General features: G+C 41.0%; 15 protein-coding genes. All 15 read left to right on the plus strand.

Annotated elements, in window-relative coordinates; translation table 11 throughout:
* The first annotated feature begins 42 nt into the window (after nucleotides 1–42).
* On the plus strand, nucleotides 43–840 hold the full coding sequence (locus tag DW182_RS03180) for an NAD(P)-dependent oxidoreductase (RefSeq protein WP_118294659.1): 798 nt from the start codon (nucleotides 43–45) through the stop codon (nucleotides 838–840).
* Nucleotides 841–937: 97 nt separating this feature from the next.
* Complete coding sequence (locus DW182_RS03185; protein ID WP_118294660.1) at nucleotides 938–1,477, plus strand: terminase small subunit; 540 nt, start codon at nucleotides 938–940, stop codon at nucleotides 1,475–1,477.
* 66 nt (nucleotides 1,478–1,543) lie between these two features.
* A complete protein-coding gene (locus DW182_RS03190) occupies nucleotides 1,544–3,553 on the plus strand; it encodes a PBSX family phage terminase large subunit (protein ID WP_118294661.1) in 2,010 nt (669 codons plus the stop codon).
* Between the two features lie 63 nt (nucleotides 3,554–3,616).
* Nucleotides 3,617–5,107: a phage portal protein gene (locus DW182_RS03195; protein ID WP_233564070.1), complete on the plus strand. Its 1,491-nt coding sequence runs from the start codon at nucleotides 3,617–3,619 to the stop codon at nucleotides 5,105–5,107.
* On the plus strand, nucleotides 5,064–6,107 hold the full coding sequence (locus tag DW182_RS03200) for a phage prohead protein (protein WP_118294663.1): 1,044 nt from the start codon (nucleotides 5,064–5,066) through the stop codon (nucleotides 6,105–6,107). Before DW182_RS03195 ends, DW182_RS03200 begins: the two co-directional genes overlap by 44 nt.
* A 13-nt stretch (nucleotides 6,108–6,120) precedes the next feature.
* Nucleotides 6,121–7,704, plus strand: a complete 1,584-nt coding sequence (locus DW182_RS03205) for a phage major capsid protein (protein WP_118294807.1) — start codon at nucleotides 6,121–6,123, stop codon at nucleotides 7,702–7,704.
* A gap of 3 nt (nucleotides 7,705–7,707) precedes the next feature.
* The gene (locus tag DW182_RS03210; protein WP_118294664.1) at nucleotides 7,708–8,157 is read left to right on the plus strand and encodes a hypothetical protein; all 450 of its coding nucleotides are present in this window, start codon (nucleotides 7,708–7,710) and stop codon (nucleotides 8,155–8,157) included.
* Nucleotides 8,158–8,159: 2 nt separating this feature from the next.
* Complete coding sequence (locus tag DW182_RS03215; protein WP_118294665.1) at nucleotides 8,160–8,708, plus strand: hypothetical protein; 549 nt, start codon at nucleotides 8,160–8,162, stop codon at nucleotides 8,706–8,708.
* The gene (locus DW182_RS03220) at nucleotides 8,705–9,271 is read left to right on the plus strand and encodes a hypothetical protein (RefSeq protein WP_118294666.1); all 567 of its coding nucleotides are present in this window, start codon (nucleotides 8,705–8,707) and stop codon (nucleotides 9,269–9,271) included. Before DW182_RS03215 ends, DW182_RS03220 begins: the two co-directional genes overlap by 4 nt.
* Nucleotide 9,272: 1 nt before the next feature.
* Complete coding sequence (locus DW182_RS03225) at nucleotides 9,273–10,112, plus strand: hypothetical protein (RefSeq protein WP_118294667.1); 840 nt, start codon at nucleotides 9,273–9,275, stop codon at nucleotides 10,110–10,112.
* A 41-nt stretch (nucleotides 10,113–10,153) separates the two neighbouring features.
* Nucleotides 10,154–10,288: a hypothetical protein gene (locus DW182_RS22690; RefSeq protein WP_255421266.1), complete on the plus strand. Its 135-nt coding sequence runs from the start codon at nucleotides 10,154–10,156 to the stop codon at nucleotides 10,286–10,288.
* 51 nt (nucleotides 10,289–10,339) lie between these two features.
* Nucleotides 10,340–10,861, plus strand: coding sequence for a hypothetical protein (locus DW182_RS03235; RefSeq protein ID WP_118294808.1), 522 nt, complete (start codon nucleotides 10,340–10,342; stop codon nucleotides 10,859–10,861).
* A gap of 26 nt (nucleotides 10,862–10,887) precedes the next feature.
* Nucleotides 10,888–11,046, plus strand: coding sequence for a hypothetical protein (locus DW182_RS03240; protein WP_233564071.1), 159 nt, complete (start codon nucleotides 10,888–10,890; stop codon nucleotides 11,044–11,046).
* Nucleotides 11,047–11,141: 95 nt separating this feature from the next.
* Nucleotides 11,142–15,092 (plus strand): phage tail tape measure protein, encoded by a 3,951-nt coding sequence (locus DW182_RS03245; protein ID WP_199678540.1) that lies wholly within the window; start codon nucleotides 11,142–11,144, stop codon nucleotides 15,090–15,092.
* A complete protein-coding gene (locus DW182_RS03250; protein WP_118294670.1) occupies nucleotides 15,089–15,673 on the plus strand; it encodes a hypothetical protein in 585 nt (194 codons plus the stop codon). Before DW182_RS03245 ends, DW182_RS03250 begins: the two co-directional genes overlap by 4 nt.
* Nucleotides 15,674–15,710 lie beyond the last annotated feature (37 nt).

The raw sequence follows: 15,710 nt of genomic DNA on the forward strand, positions 1-15,710 counted from the left end.
TTACACGCTTTTTTATTAACCATAATTCGATGAAAAATGAAGATGATTGTAACCGGCAGTGCAGGCTTTATAGGCAAAGCGCTCTGCCAAGAATTGAGAAAACGTGCTGTTGAAGTAATCGAAATTGACCGTATGACCGGGCAAGAAGCATCAGCCATCGGTGAGTACTTGAAAGATGGAGATGTGGCGTGTGTCTTCCACCTGGCAGCGCAAACCAGCGTATTCAATGATGATTTGGCGCAGATCCGGAAAGATAACATTGATACTTTTATGATAGTCGCTGATGAATGTGAGCGATATCATGTGAAACTTGTATATGCAAGCTCTTCGACAGCTAATCCGTGTAACACCACTTCGATGTACGGGATAAGTAAGTATTTCGACGAGCAATACGCATCTATCTATTGTAAGAATGCAACTGGTGTTCGGCTTCATAATGTGTATGGTCCGAACCCTCGTAATAGAACTCTTCTCTGGTATCTCTTGAATCGGGATAAAGTGGAGCTGTACAATTACGGCCAGAACATCCGTTGCTTTACTTACATAGATGATGTGATCGAAGGGCTTATCTATGCCGTTGGCTGCAATAAGCCTTTGATTAACATAGCGAATGTAGAACCGGTTACGGTACTGCATTTTGCCAATCTTGTAAAATACTACAAAAACATTGATATAGAGCTTGTTGGGGAAAAACGTGAATTTGACAATTTGGAGCAACAGGTGAATCAGGGTATCTATTTAGTACCTTTGTCCTATATGTCAGTTGAGAGAGGCATAGAAAAGATATTCGCCAGGCGGAGAAAGGAAGATCCTCAAAAAAATGCGGAGGCGGAGAGATAGAAAAGTTCTGTAAATGAAAAGCCTTTCATAATTATTCCTACAGGTTGAGTAGCTTTGATTAGTTCTCTCTCTGTAGGAATTTATAATATGTGTAGCTATGAGTGAAGAGAAAGCATTAACATTGAAACAAGAGAAGTTCTGCCATTATTACGTTGACACAGACGGCAATGCAAGTGAGGCGTATCGTATGGCTTATGATACTTTAAACATGAAACCTGAAACGATTTGGAGTGCTGCAAGCAGGCTCCTTAAAAATAGCAAGGTTAGTGCAAGGATAAATGAAATAAGGGATAAGAGGGCGAAAGAGTCTGAGGTTGAGCGTAAAACGGTCGAGAAGGTGTTAATGGATATTGTTCTCGCAGACCCGGATGATTTGCATTATATAGACCCGAAGACTGGAAAGGCTAAGCTGAGAAGTCCATCCCAGCTTTCAAAGCGTGCTCGTAATGCATTGAAGAAGATACAGAACAAGCGGGGAGAGGTTACTTATGAATATCATGGTAAGACTGAGGCGGCCCGGTTACTTGGTGCCTGGAACGGATGGGACGCGCCTACTAAGATAGACCTTACCAATAGTGGAGGAAAATCCGGTGAGCTTCGCATTGGGTTCGATGATGATAGCGTATCAGAATTATAGGACAATAAAATAGACGATTTCGGGTGTTTCTCCAGCTGTGGAGTCCGACTTATAGAACAATATAGAATGATCGTAAATTATAAAAAACTCAATCCTAACGGCTTTTATCTGCTGAAGTACTTACAAGATGCGACATTGCGTTTCATCATCTTGTATGGTGGTTCTTCGTCCGGAAAGTCCTATAGTGTTGCTCAGACAATACTTATACAGACTTTACAGGATGGAGAGAACACTTTGGTTATGCGTAAGGTTGGAGCTTCTATACAGAAAACCATCTATGAGGACTATAAAGTAGCGGCTAAAGGGTTGGGAATAGACCATCTCTTCAAATTCCAGCAGAACACAATTAAGTGTTTGTACAATGGTGCAAAAATTGACTTCTCCGGTCTTGATGATCCAGAGAAGATAAAGGGTATATCCAACTATAAACGTGTACACCTTGAGGAATTATCTGAATTTGATGAACCGGATTTAAAGCAGATACGTAAGCGCCTGCGTGGAAAAGTCGGCCAGCAAATTATCTGTACTTTCAACCCTGTTAGTGAAACGTGTTGGATAAAAAGGAAGCTGTTTGACACAGAGAAGTGGCATGATGTCTCTATGACTGTGGAAATTGCCGGGAAAGCATTGCCGGAGGAATTGACAAAAGTAAAATCCATCCGGATGAACTCTACGAAGTCGATTTTGAATCCGAGAACCAGGCAGATAGAGGAACATGCACCGGATATGGTTGTTATCCAATCCACCTATCTGAATAACTTCTGGGTTGTTGGCAGCCCGGACGGAACTTATGGATATTATGATGAACAATGTATTGCCGATTTTGAGAAAGACCGTTTGAATGATCCGGATTATTACAATGTATATGCTCTGGGCGAGTGGGGCGTCATTCGTACTGGTAGCGAGTTCTTTGGTTCATTTCATAGAGGTAGGCATTCCGGCGAGCATCCATATATACCAGACCTCCCCATCCATATATCAGTCGATAATAATGTACTTCCATACATCAGCGTATCGTATTGGCAGGTGGATTTATCCACTGGCATTAAGATATGGCAGTTCCATGAGACTTGTGCCGAGAGCCCAAACAATACTGTGAAGAAGTCTTCCAAACTTGTAGGCAAGTATTTGAAAGATATTGGTTACTGTGATAAGGTCTACTTGCATGGAGACGCTTCGACGAAGGCAGCCAATAGTATTGATGATGAGAAACGTTCCTGGATGGACTTGTTCATAGATACTTTGCAGAAAGAAGGTTTTGAGATTGAAGATAAGGTAGGTAACAAGAATCCAAGTGTAGCGATGACTGGTGAGTTTATCAATGCTATCTTTGACGAAATAGTGCCGGGTATCGAGATAGGTATTGATGAGAGCTGTACCGTTTCTATTGAAGATTACATGAGCGTGCAGAAAGACGCTAACGGTGCCATCCTCAAAACTAAGGTCAAGAATAAGACTACAATGCAGACATACGAAGAGCACGGGCACCTTTCAGATACGTTTCGTTATGTAGTGACAGACTTATGTCATGAAGAGTACACTGCTTTCAGCAACCGGCGAAAGAGAAATCTCTACGGCAACAAGGGTGCTTTCTCGTACTTCAACCCAGGCACTGAACATGAATATAGCAATAAGATTGTCTATGTCATGCCGAATGTCAACGGACACTTCTTGCTTGTTCAAGCGTTCAAGTGTGGTGAGAAATGGCACTTGGTTGATGTCGTCTATCGGCAGACGTCTTCTATGGATGAAATCAAGTCTTCAATAAAACACCATCAAGCAAACCCTTACATTGTGGAATGCTCAAATGCTTACTTCCCAATGGTGAGAGAACTTCGTGAAACGCTTCCCGACGTGAGGGTTGCTAAAGAATTCCCGGATGTGGATAAGCGTATTGCTGCTACCTCCGATTATATTAGAGAATACTTCCTGCTATCCGAAAGTATGCTTGAGGAATCTGAAGACTATTGTCGTTTTCTGAATAGCCTGTTAGACTATAATATTGATAGTGAAAACAAAGAAGCAAACATTGCTTTGAGTGGTTTGGCGTACTACATAATAAAATACCTCTCTTAAAATATACCCTATGTAACGAGTTGATAGTTAGTTATATATGTACTATTGTACTCTTAAATGTATGTGTCAAGATGTTTTGATTCAGAAAAGCTGTATACTCTTCTGTCTATATTTGCTTCAAAAGATAATCAGATGAGTTGGAACCCTTTTAAAAAGAAATCAGATGATGATTTGAAAAATACGGCTGATAAAGAAAAAGAAATCCAGCCACAAGATACAACAGATTCTTCGGATTTTGTAGCAGAGGAATTATTTGCTAATCCTTTCGTTTGTAGTCGCAATTTCCTTGAGCTGTTCAATACCGTTCCGGAGGTATTTTTTCCTATTGACTATATCGCCTCCAGAGTTGCAGGTGCCACGTTTCAGCTAAAGAAAGCGAAAGACGATAGTATTGTTTGGGATAATCAAAAGGTAAACCAAATCCTGAATAAACCTAATTGTTTGTTTAGCTGGAAGGAAACTGTTTACTCTCATCATGTATACAAATTGTGTGTTGGCGATAGCTTTTTCAGAGCTGCTGTTCCGGAATCTTTCTTGAAAATCAAGAACCTGTGGCAATGGTGTTCCAATTATTGGGTATTGCCTGCCGATAAGGTCGAGATTGTTCCTGTACGTAATAGTATTCCATTGTTTGGCATTGCTGAAATTGAAGAAATAGTAGATTACTATAATTTGAGTTTTGGTTTCAGTGCTGGTATTCATATTCCATCTAAGCAGATATTACATGATCGTGAGGGTATTCCTAATTTATACCCGGGAGTGGGTTTCTTGCGTGGAACCAGTAGGCTAAAGTCTCAGCTAAAGCCTATAAGTAACCTTATTGCAGTTTATGATGCCAGAAATGTGATATATGTTAAACGTGGAGGTCTGGGATGGCTGATTTCTGCCAAAAAGGATGAAACAGGTACAATTGCAATGACTCCTGATGAGAAAAAAGAAATTTTGAAAGAGCATAACAAAACCTATGGAGTGGGAAAGGGGCAGTTTCCTTTTGGTATTTCAAATATTCCTTTGGATTTTCTTCGTACCAATTTGTCTATTCAAGAGTTACAGCCCTTTGAAGAGACATTAGCTGATGCAATTAGTATTGCCGGTGCTTTCGGTGTACCGGCCGAGCTTGTACCTCGTAAAGATCGCTCCACATTTAATAATCAGAAAACAGTTGAGAAGAACGTGTATAGCTCTATAATCATACCTATGTGTAGTCAGTTCTGCAAAGATATCACTGAATTTTTGGGGCTTGAATCCGATGGGCTTTATATCGACTGTGATTTCAGTCATGTCGATTGTCTGCAAGAAGGAAAGAAAGAGGCAGAAACGGTTAACACAAGTATCTCTAAGAGATGTCGTGAAGAATTCCTTTCCGGTATTATCTGTTTGAATGACTGGAGAGCACAAATAGGAGAAAGTAAGGTTGAAATCCCGCTGTATAGTAAACTCATATACGAGATGTCACCTGACGAAATAGAGAAAGTTAAAACGATGTTGAACTTAACAACAAAAAGTGTAGATGGAGAATTACAAAAACCTTCTGTGCAAAACGAAGGCAAATGATGTTGATGAAAAAGGTGTTGTTACAGTAGCTGTTAATGGCATTGGTGTTAAGGATTCACAGGATGATATTTCAATGCCTGGTTCTTTTAATAAAACATTGAAAGAGAATTTTAATCGTATGCGTTGGTTCTTAAACCATAGAACTGACCAACTCTTAGGTGTTCCTCTTTCTGGTGAAGAAAAGGAAAATAATCTTGTGATGGTCGGGCAGATTAATCTCAAAAAACAGATGGGGCGCGACACTTTGGAAGATTACAAACTGTATGCTGAGAATGGTAGAACTCTTGAACATTCTATCGGTGTCAAAGCGATAAAGCGTGATGAGGCAGATCGAAGAAAAGTAAAAGAATGGTTCATGGGAGAATATTCGACTTTGACCGCATGGGGGAGTAATCCTCAAACGTTTCTGGTTGATATTAAGTCTGCCACGAATGAGCAGGTAAAAGATGCTATAGAGTTTATCCGGAAGTCCTTCCATTTCAGGTATTCTGACGAACGTTTAAATGCTTATGATATGCAACTGAATTTAATGCTAAAAGCGCTTAGTGGTGCTCCTATAGTAACTTGTCCACATTGTGGCTATGAGTTTAACTATGATGATGTTCCAGAAGTAACTTATTCTCAGCAGGTATTAGAGCTTGCTGCGCAATATCACCGGTGGATTACAGAGGATATTGTCCGTGAGGAAATGAATAAGCTCACCCCGCAAATCCGGGAACAGGTTATTGCTATTCTTGACACACAGAAAATGCTGGATGTTAAGTCTATGGATAATATCTTGAATTATGTACGTTGCCCTCATTGCTGGGCAAGAGTCTATAAAAGTAATGCAGTTATCAAAGATGAGTCAACAGATACTTCACCTAAAGGTAGCGATGAGCCGTTGAATGACACTCAGACCCCGCCAGCAGGAGCCAATGAAGTAACTGTTGATACAGAGAAAGCCGCTGATACCAGCACTTTCTTCCACACTCTGAATGATTGCTTTGTCGAACAATAAATTGAAAAAAATTATGTCTTTAAAGAAATTTACTGTATCAGATTTTAATCTGAAAACTGACCATCTGCCGACTGAGCAGAAGTCGTTCATGGAAAACATCGCTGGTATGATGTGTGATGTCATGAACAAATCTCTTGAGGGTATGCTTTCCCCCAGTGAAGTGACTGAAAAGTTCGCCGAAGTCAACAATCTGTTGAAAGCTTACGATGGTGAAAAGTTCACTCAGCTTATCAAGGACAACGAAATCCTCGTTGAACAGGTCAAGAATTTGGGTGAAAGCATCGAGAAAATGAAACAAAAAGGCTTATCAATGGAGACTATCAACAAATTCGATGAGAAATTGAATGAGATGTTGGACTCTGAAAAATTTGCCGATTTTGTTTCTGGCAAGACGCGTAAATCCGGTGCTTTTGATGGTTTCTCCTTGAAAGATGTTGTGTCTATGACCGACAATTATACCGGTGAATTATTGATTACCCAACAGCAAAAGCGCGTAGTTAGTCAGGTTTCAAATAAACCGTTGCATATGCGCGATGTGCTTACTACTTTGCAGGGTGATCCGGCGTTCCCTCAGTTGGCTTATGCCCAAGTGTATGATTTTGACCGTAACGCCAGGTATGTTACCGAGAATGGTAGATTGCCTGAATCGAGCATTAAGGTTAAGGAGCAACAGACTGGCACTAAACGTTTGGGTACACATATCCGAATTTCCAGACGTATGCTCAAAAGCCGTGTGTATATCCGTTCATACATCCTTAATATGTTACCTGAGGCTGTATGGATGGCTGAAGACTGGAACATCTTGTTTGGAGATGGCAATGGTGAAAATCTGCTCGGTATCGTGAATCATACAGGTGTTACTTCTGTAGAGGCCATCATCAGTGATGCTATAATCACAGGTTCTGCCGGTTCTGTCAAGGCTGTATCAGGACAAAATGATAACAAGGATACTGTCATTGAGTTTGCCAATCCGCAAGACTTAATTATTGATGGTATGACAATCACGTTTGCCAAGGCAGCCGTGAATACTGACCTTAACAGCGCTCATGCTCTCGTTAAGATGAATGACCGTCAAATTCTCATTGAGGGTGTTGCATACAAAGGTGCTGAGACTGCCCTTGCAGAAATGACATTCACCGTGAATAATGCTGCTTTCAAGAACATCGAGGAACCGAACTCCGAAGATGTCGTAAAGACTGCTTTCGCTGTAATGACGTATGCACAGTATTATCCGAACGCCATAGTTTTGAATCCGATCACAGTCAATGCTATCGAATCTGAAAAAGACACTACCGGGCGAAACTTGGGGATTGTTTCAATGCGAAACGGTATGAAATACATTGCTGGACGTCCTGTCATTGAATATCAGGGTATCATGCCTGGAAAATATTTGCTTGGAGACTTTAATCAGGCTTCAAACTTGGTTGATTATTCTTCATTGACTCTTGAATGGGCTGAAGATGTTGACACCAAGTTGTGTAACGAAGTTGTTTTGATTGCGCAAGAAGAAGTAATCTTCCCGGTTTACATGCCTTGGGCTTATGCTTATGGCAATCTTGCCTCTTTGAAAACTGCGATCACTAAAGCTAAATCATAAAATATGAAATACATTCTTGATGGAAATGAAAAGGATGTCGCCAATGTGATTAGAGAACAACGCATTCGTACAGGTAGGGGATTGATTTCATTCACCCCTATCTCCGAATGCGGGCTTATCACCAAGGAAGACGCCCGTAAAGCGATGGATGAAAAGCTAACTGAACTTACTGCATCCGTTGAAGAGAATGAAAGTCTGAAATCGCAAATATCAGGTTTTGAGCTGAACATGAAAGAGAAGGATGCTCTCATTACTTCTCTGACTGCTGAACGCGATGGGTTGCAGGCCCGTATTTCGGAACTTGAAGCTGTTGCAGATAATAAGGAGTTGCCTGCAGGTGACTCAAAGGAACTCCCGGCCGAAGACTCTAAAGAACTTGAAACGTCTGACGATAAAACAATCAACGTAGAAGAGAAAAAGAGGGGGAGACCGGCTACTCGTAAAACTGAATAACGATGCTAATTGATGTTTCATATTTCCTCGCTGGGCCGCGGCATATTGCTAATGCGACATTAGCAGAACTTCCTTCACAAGATTCCATTGCTGTGAATGATACGATAGTGGCATATATAAAGGAGTTCCAACCTCTTTTCCTGTCAAGCATGTTGGGGCATAAACTCTCCAAAGAGGTAACAGACTATCTTGAATTGCTGGAACAGGAGAATGCCGAAGCCGAGGAAGACAGTGAGGAAGAAACTACTGTCGCAGCGGGTGAGGAAGAATCAAAGTATGAATCATTATGCAAGCTGCTACGCGAACCGTTCGCTAACTATGTGTTCTTCTATATCCTGCGTGATGCCAATACTCAGGCTACCATTAAAGGAATTGTACGACTAAAGTGTGATAACACCTATGTCGCACCGATCCAACGGCAAGTAAGTACTTGGAATGACATGGTAAAGAAGAACCGTGAGTTTGTGAGGTGGGCATCTTCGAAGCAATGTCCTTTCACGGTAAGTATTGACAGCAATTTATTAACTCCGATCAATACTTTCAACTTATGATCAATACCGATATCATAGACATATTCGCTGATGTGGTGAAGAAAATCCCGGAAGAGCTTGAGGTGATCTATACTGATAGTAAAGGTACCCGGAAGGTTATTAAGAACCTGCCAATAAATTTTGTATTCGGAAACGGTCAGTATGTTAAAGACGTACTTGATACCGCTACTAAATCGGATAAGACGACACCTTCAAAGTTTCCTCTCATAGCGCTATTCTGTCCGATTACTGAGGAAAGGAACAGCACGGATTACTTTGCAAAGGCAAAAGTTTCATTAGTCATAGCTTGCTCATCCAACCGTGAGTGGAGCAATGAGGAACGTCATATCACATCTTTCAAGAATATTCTTCGTCCGATTTACAACCGATTGATAACTGTTCTTCTGGAAGATGAAAGGTTTGATTGGGGGTATGAAGACAAGGTCAAACATGGTTATTCAGAAAACTATTCGTATGGCAGATATGGAGTCTACACTGAGAAGGGTGATGCCCTTAGTGAGACTATAGACGCCATCAATATCAAAAGTATGGAAATTACTATTAACAATCCAAATTGTAGATAAAATGAGAAATATTAGAACCTGTGAGAGCGCGTTACTTAATACTGGCGGCTCTACGTGTCAGATTGATTGGGGTAGGGTTAAAGGCTGCATCATTGTAGAGAAAGGCCAGAAGTTACCTGCTGAACTTACAAAGGAAACACTTGAAGAATTGTGCCATGCCGACCGGCCTGGTCGGGTATATCCGATTCCTTCCTTTGTAGAATATGCTAAAAATGGCGGTGAACCTCAGGTTAATGCTGTAGGTTATGGTCCAAGCCAATACAATGGAATGAGTGCTGAAACGGAAACATTCACTTTGCCTAAGTTTGATGAAACGCTTAATGCTAAACTGTTGCAGGCTGCCACCAAAGAGTGGGATGTTTATTTCTACGACGATAAATTCTTGTATGGCTACAATGATGGCACTGATATACTCGCTGGAATGTCGATGTCAACGATTTATCCTACTGCAACTCCCTTCTCCACCAGCTCCTCAAAATCCACTATGACAGTCAGCTTCTGTCATGCCGATATTGAGGATTTGTTGACGCACATTGATTTCGTCAAGCTAAATTTCAATATCAAGAATGGACTCAAAGGCTTGACAGAAGTTTCACTTGTGAGCAAAGAAGCCAACAAGTACAAGTTGATCGAGAAAATCGGCGGGTATGACCTTACTCCTTTGCACGGTGGAGCAATAGCAAAAGCCGCCGATAAAGTGTTGAACGGTGCTACGGTGGCTACTTATGCAGATGGAATTCTTACGATAGAGCCTGCTGACGGTGGAGGAACAGTCTCCCTTAAAGCTCCTTCTGTATTGTATGAGAATGGTATCAAATACATTGAGGGGGTATCTGCATGATCATTGAAGGTGTGACTTTTATTGAGCCGGCAATAAAGGCTATGAAGAAGTCCGACTTCATTAATAAGCATATGCCGGTGATTTGGCAGGACCGCCCGGAGAAAGATCGTAAGAAAATGCTTTCTGATGCATACGATTTGATAAAGAAGGGAAAGGTCAAGGAAGAAAATGAGTGATGAACGAGGGGGATGAGGGATTTTTCGCATCCCCCTTTTCTTTTAAAAGATATGGCCAGCATAGATGAAGTATATGAAGTGATCCATAAGATTAATACCGGTATCAAACGGGAATGCCTTGCGTGTATGGAGGATAATAGTAATGTGATTGAATCTCTTATACGTGAGCAACTTTACAGTGGTATGAACGGAAAAGAACGTTTGCTTCGTCCGGATTATGATAATGATCCGTATTTCAATGAACCGGGGCCCTGGTTCCATCGGGCGAAAAGTTATAAGAAGTGGAAGAATGATATTACTCCACCAATTGAGTCAGAGGTTTTATTCCTGCCACCGCGTCCGATTGAAGTTCCCAACTTGTACATAACTGGTAAGTTCCATGATAGCATACAGACCCGGTTATCCGGTGAGGTCATGGAGATAAAGACTATTGGCTTCATCGAAGGCCCGGACATTGAAAAGAAGTACGGTAGTGAAATCTTTGAACTTGGAGATACTGCAAAGAAATATTTCTCTGAACGTATTCTTCGCCCCTGGCTGGAAAAATTCATAGCTAATAGCGGTTACAGATGAGTTGCGGTTGTGATAATAAAAAGATTATGTGCGAGTATGCTCATGTGAGCGAACTTGCACGAAAGGCTGCCATATTGGAACAGTGCATCTATGTTGTGTATAGAAGACAGGATGGTACGTATGGCTTCGATAAGGCAGGTAGTGAGATAGATGGTGAAATTGTCGAATTTAGACATTATTTGTGATGGGAGAATTTGGAATAAGCGGGTTGATTAAAGATGGCGAGCTTGAGAGACTTGAGCAGTGTGATGTAAAGTTACTCAAAATAAAAAAGACCTATATGGAAGTGGCAGAAGAGCTTGCCAAGGGATTGAAAATGGAGATAGAGACACCTAAAGAGCTTGATAAGCTGTTTGCACTATATGCGGCTCAGACCAAAAAAGCTCAGGAAGCTAATGTTCAGTTGAATGAGACGGTAAAGAAGCAGGAGGAAATCATTTCCAGAGTTAATGAAAGTATCAGTGAGCATATCGTTGAGTTGGGTAAAGAGAATGCCAAAAAACGCGAGGTTTACCAGACTGACAAGAATGCACTTGCCATTGCTTTGGACATAGTCGGTGCTAGGGGGCAGAATATTGAGAGCTTGGTTAGAATCAATACTGAACTGAAAACAGTTACTGAAGCACAAAAACAACTTAACGATGCGGAAAAGAAAGGAACGCTTGCCAGCGATGAGTTGCTGAAAAGAAGACAATCGCTTTTAGAAAGAGAAAGGACGCTGAAGACGGCTAAAAGTGAACTTAACAATATCCTTTCAAGAGAGGAAAAACTTTCTCAGGCCGCTGCCGGCAGTTATGACCAGTTATCGCATAGGCTGGAACTGATGAAAAGGGCTTATAAGCAAATGAACCAGGTTGAGAAAGACAGTCCTAATGGTAAAATTCTTGCCGCTGAGATACAGAAGGCTGATAAGCAACTGAAAGAGCTTGCGGCTGATATGGGAGAGTTTCAGCGTAATGTCGGTAATTACGCTTCGGCATTGGATAACGAGTATGCTCCTGCCATAAAGAATGCGTTGGGCTTGAATAATAAATTTGCAGATTCATTGCTTAATATGGCGGCTGAAGCTGATAAGGAGAATTTCTTTGATGTCTTGTCTGTAAAGGCAAAGGCATTTGGCAACACTTTACTTACTTTACTTAAAAATCCGGTTTTCCTGTCTGTTGCGGGAATGGCTACTGCCGGTGCTGTTTTTAAGTTCTGGTATGACTATAATAAAGGGCTTGTGAAAGCCTCACGGCTGACCTCGCAGTTTACCGGGCTGCAAGGGGAAGAGATGAAGCATTACCGAAATGAGGTTCAGGCTCTTTCCGATACATATGATAAAGACTTCAAGGAAACTCTGATTGCTGTCAATGCCGTTTCCAAACAGTTTGGCATAGGTAACGCGGAAGCCCTTCAGCTTGTCCGTGACGGTTTTATAGCCGGAGCTGATGCTAATGGTCAGTTTTTAGATAATCTGAAGGAATATCCGGCATATTTTAAGGAAGCGGGACTTTCTGCCAGCCAATTCATTGCCATTACAGCACAAGCCAATCAGTCAGGCATTTATTCAGATAAGGGAATTGATGTTATTAAAGAGGGTAATCTCCGTATCAGGGAGATGACAACTGCGACAGCGGATGCTCTTGATAGTATTGGTATCTCTTCAAAAGAAGTAATGGAAGGATTACGCAAGGGTGAGCTGACAACATTTGAGGTAATGCAGAGAGTATCAGAGAAGCTAAATGATTTACCGGAGAATAGCTCTGCGGTCGGTACCGCCATTGCAGATATATTTGGCGGTCCGGGGGAGGATGCTGGTCTTCAATACCTGCGTACCTTGAAAGATATTACCACGAGCTTGGATGATGTGAAAGGGAAAGCTGGTGAGCTTGGAAAGGTACAGGAAGAACTGTTAAGGTCAGAGACGGAACTGGATAATGCCGTTTCAGACTTATTTGACTCTACAGGCGGTTTCTTTGAGATTATGACGGCAAAAGGAAAAATCTTTATTAATGATGTCTTAAAGAGTGTTTTAAACGGAATACAGGAAATCACCACCTCTGTTGAGGAGCTGGGAGAGAAGAGGTTACGGCAAGCCAAACTTCAAGGTGAGGAAGCAGCTAAGATAGACATACAGTGGCAGGAAGAAAACAGGAAGCAGATTGAGCGTACGGCTGAACTTTATATAAAAAACGGTATGGATGAAACGAAAGCCTACCAAAAGGCCAAAGATGAACGGTTGGCTGTTTTAAAACGTTCGGTTGCCATTGAAAAAGAGGAACTGAACAGTTATGTGGAAACCAACAAACAATTGAATAAAGAATTTGCTGAGAGTAGTTTTTGGAAACAAGGTTTAGGACTCCAAAAAACTAATTCTGAATTTCGTGAAGAAATAAATAGAACATTCGATCTCATTGAGTTCAGAACAGCTTCTCTTGCTTCTGCGAATTATAAAATTGATTTTATCTCCAATATGGACTTTAGTCCCAAAACTGATGCAACATCCGGAAAAACTAAAGAACAAATAAAAGCCGAAGAGGAAGCGGCTAGAAAAGTTTTGAAGATTCAACGTGATTTGGAAGAGTCTGAGATAGAGATAATGAGCGATGGTTTGGAAAAGGAACTTGCTAAAATAGAACTATCCTATCAAAAGCGGGTTGATGCTATAAAAGGCAATAGCACTGCTGAAAATACTCTGAGGATTAATCTTGAAAAACTTAAAGTTAAGGCTTTAGCGGAATATGAAGAGGAGTATATTCATCGATTCGAGAAGGTGAATATAGAAAACCGATTATCAGCGGTAGAAAAAGGCACTAAGGAAGAGCTTGACTTAAGAATGCGTCTTCTTGATGTTGGGGAAGAAGAAGAGAAGAAGGCTGCTGAATCCAGTGGCGAGGATGTCTTTCTTATAGAACAGAAATACGTTCGGAAACGACAGGAATTGAATGAAAGGTTTGCTTCTGAGAAGAACAAAAAGCTTGAAGAGGAGTATGCTTCGAGAACTGTATTGATTAATGCAGCAATGGCCAAGGAACTTGATGAAATTGCAGAGCTGTATAGAATAGGTGAAATGAACACTGAAACCTATGAAAAAAGGAAATCGGAAATCTCCCAAAAATATATGTTGCAACAGTTGAAAGATACCTTGAAGTTGGCTAAGATAATGGCTGATACTCCAGGACTTTCTCCTGAAGACAAATTGAAAATAAAGGAAAAGGTTGCTAATGCTGAGATAACATTAGCTAATGCGGTACGTGACGCAGAGGAGGATTCCATAAAAGATGCTGAGAAGGAACACAAGAAATATCTGGCTGAACTTAAGGATAGTCTTGGTTATATAAATGATATAACAAGAGGTGCTCTTGGCGATACGGCTGATATATTCACTGGCTTATCTAAAATCATACAAGATATCGCTGAGGATGGTAAGCTAAGTTTTGAAATGTTGGCATCTGCTGTTATAGATGTGTTCAGTGGCGTTAATGATATAGTTCAGAATAGCTACGGTGTACGAATTGAAAAGATAGAAGAGGAACAAGATGCTAATGATGAGGCATGCGACCGGGATATTGAACGTATAGAGAGATTGGCAGAGACTGGTGCTATTTCGGAGGAAGAAGCTGAGGCTCGTAAACGCGCTGCGGAGGAAAAAACTGCTGCAAAAAATAGAGAACTTGAGAAGAAAAAACAGGATCTTGCCAGAAAGCAGGCTATTTGGGATAAAGCTACAAGTATTGCACAAGCAGGTATCGCCACAGCGTTAGCGATTACTAAATCATTGCCTAATTTTGTGTTGGCGGCCATTGTTGGAGCTATGGGAGCTATTCAAGTTGCCACTATTGCCGCTACCCCTATACCATCATATGCTGAGGGTACGAAAAATAGCGCTCATCCCGGGGGAAAAGCTCTTGTAGGTGATGCCGGAAAGCGTGAAGTTGTCATGTATAAGGGACTTGCGTGGATTACCCCGGACACTCCCATGCTTGTTGATTTGCCTAAAGGTGCTCAGGTATTCCCTGATGTTAATGATTTCGGTCCCATTGACTGGCAGAAGGACAGCTTTTCTCCTATGTTCTCTTTCCTGGGAAATACTGATAAAGGAAGTGCTACTACTGTCTATAACGATTATTCCGGCCTTGAGCGTCGTATGGATATGACGAACAATCTGCTTATGAAATCAATGAAACAGCGTAGGAGAGAGGCTTACAATAGGGAGTTTGACTTATATATATTGAACAAATTATGAAATCAAGATTAAACGAAATAACATTAGCGCAGTTTATTGAACTGTTATGTGGAAATTACCTTGTGTTATCAGATGGCGATGAGGTTAAAGAAAACGAGTTGCAAGAATGTGCCCGTTCGTTAATTGCTTCATACCGATTTATTGCTGACAAGCCTGGAATGAGGGCTTTAATAGCGGATAAAGAGGAATCTGTGAAATCAAAGATGAAAGTCTTCTTTCTTCGTATCTGTAATATGCTTGTGTTGCAGGGAGAATTCGCGGATATACGTTCCTTACTTGTTATGATTGATGAGGATGTTTCCGGTGTGAACGATGACAATCTAAAAGATAGAGTTGCTGATTTGCTGAGATATGCTACCTTTGAACAGCATCGTAATGAGGAAGTAAATGCAGATCCGGAGAAAACTAAAGAGAAGTCTTCGCCAGATGATATACGTTCTTATTATGACTCAGAAATTGCATTTATTATGACATACATCAAAATGCACATTGATATGCATCAGATTAATGCTGCTGTGTATGCCAATATTGTAAACCAAGTGAATGTTGACATAATGAATAAGAGGGGAACATTTAGATAGTATAAATATTTTTTTTAATGCTATCAGACTTTTGATG

Origin of the sequence: Bacteroides sp. AM16-24, from assembly GCF_003471885.1 — a bacterium.
Taxonomy (GTDB): Bacteria; Bacteroidota; Bacteroidia; order Bacteroidales; family Bacteroidaceae; genus Bacteroides.

Bases quoted from the DNA above. Each gene is read 5' to 3' on its own strand.
- DW182_RS03180 (WP_118294659.1), top strand. From the start codon at position 43: ATGATTGTAACCGGCAGTGCAGGCTTTATAGGCAAAGCGCTCTGCCAA.
- DW182_RS03185 (WP_118294660.1), top strand. From the start codon at position 938: ATGAGTGAAGAGAAAGCATTAACATTGAAACAAGAGAAGTTCTGCCAT.
- DW182_RS03190 (WP_118294661.1), top strand. From the start codon at position 1,544: ATGATCGTAAATTATAAAAAACTCAATCCTAACGGCTTTTATCTGCTG.
- DW182_RS03200 (WP_118294663.1), top strand. From the start codon at position 5,064: ATGGAGAATTACAAAAACCTTCTGTGCAAAACGAAGGCAAATGATGTT.
- DW182_RS03205 (WP_118294807.1), top strand. From the start codon at position 6,121: ATGTCTTTAAAGAAATTTACTGTATCAGATTTTAATCTGAAAACTGAC.
- DW182_RS03210 (WP_118294664.1), top strand. From the start codon at position 7,708: ATGAAATACATTCTTGATGGAAATGAAAAGGATGTCGCCAATGTGATT.
- DW182_RS03215 (WP_118294665.1), top strand. From the start codon at position 8,160: ATGCTAATTGATGTTTCATATTTCCTCGCTGGGCCGCGGCATATTGCT.
- DW182_RS03220 (WP_118294666.1), top strand. From the start codon at position 8,705: ATGATCAATACCGATATCATAGACATATTCGCTGATGTGGTGAAGAAA.
- DW182_RS03225 (WP_118294667.1), top strand. From the start codon at position 9,273: ATGAGAAATATTAGAACCTGTGAGAGCGCGTTACTTAATACTGGCGGC.
- DW182_RS22690 (WP_255421266.1), top strand. From the start codon at position 10,154: ATGAAGAAGTCCGACTTCATTAATAAGCATATGCCGGTGATTTGGCAG.
- DW182_RS03235 (WP_118294808.1), top strand. From the start codon at position 10,340: ATGGCCAGCATAGATGAAGTATATGAAGTGATCCATAAGATTAATACC.
- DW182_RS03240 (WP_233564071.1), top strand. From the start codon at position 10,888: ATGTGCGAGTATGCTCATGTGAGCGAACTTGCACGAAAGGCTGCCATA.
- DW182_RS03245 (WP_199678540.1), top strand. From the start codon at position 11,142: ATGGAAGTGGCAGAAGAGCTTGCCAAGGGATTGAAAATGGAGATAGAG.
- DW182_RS03250 (WP_118294670.1), top strand. From the start codon at position 15,089: ATGAAATCAAGATTAAACGAAATAACATTAGCGCAGTTTATTGAACTG.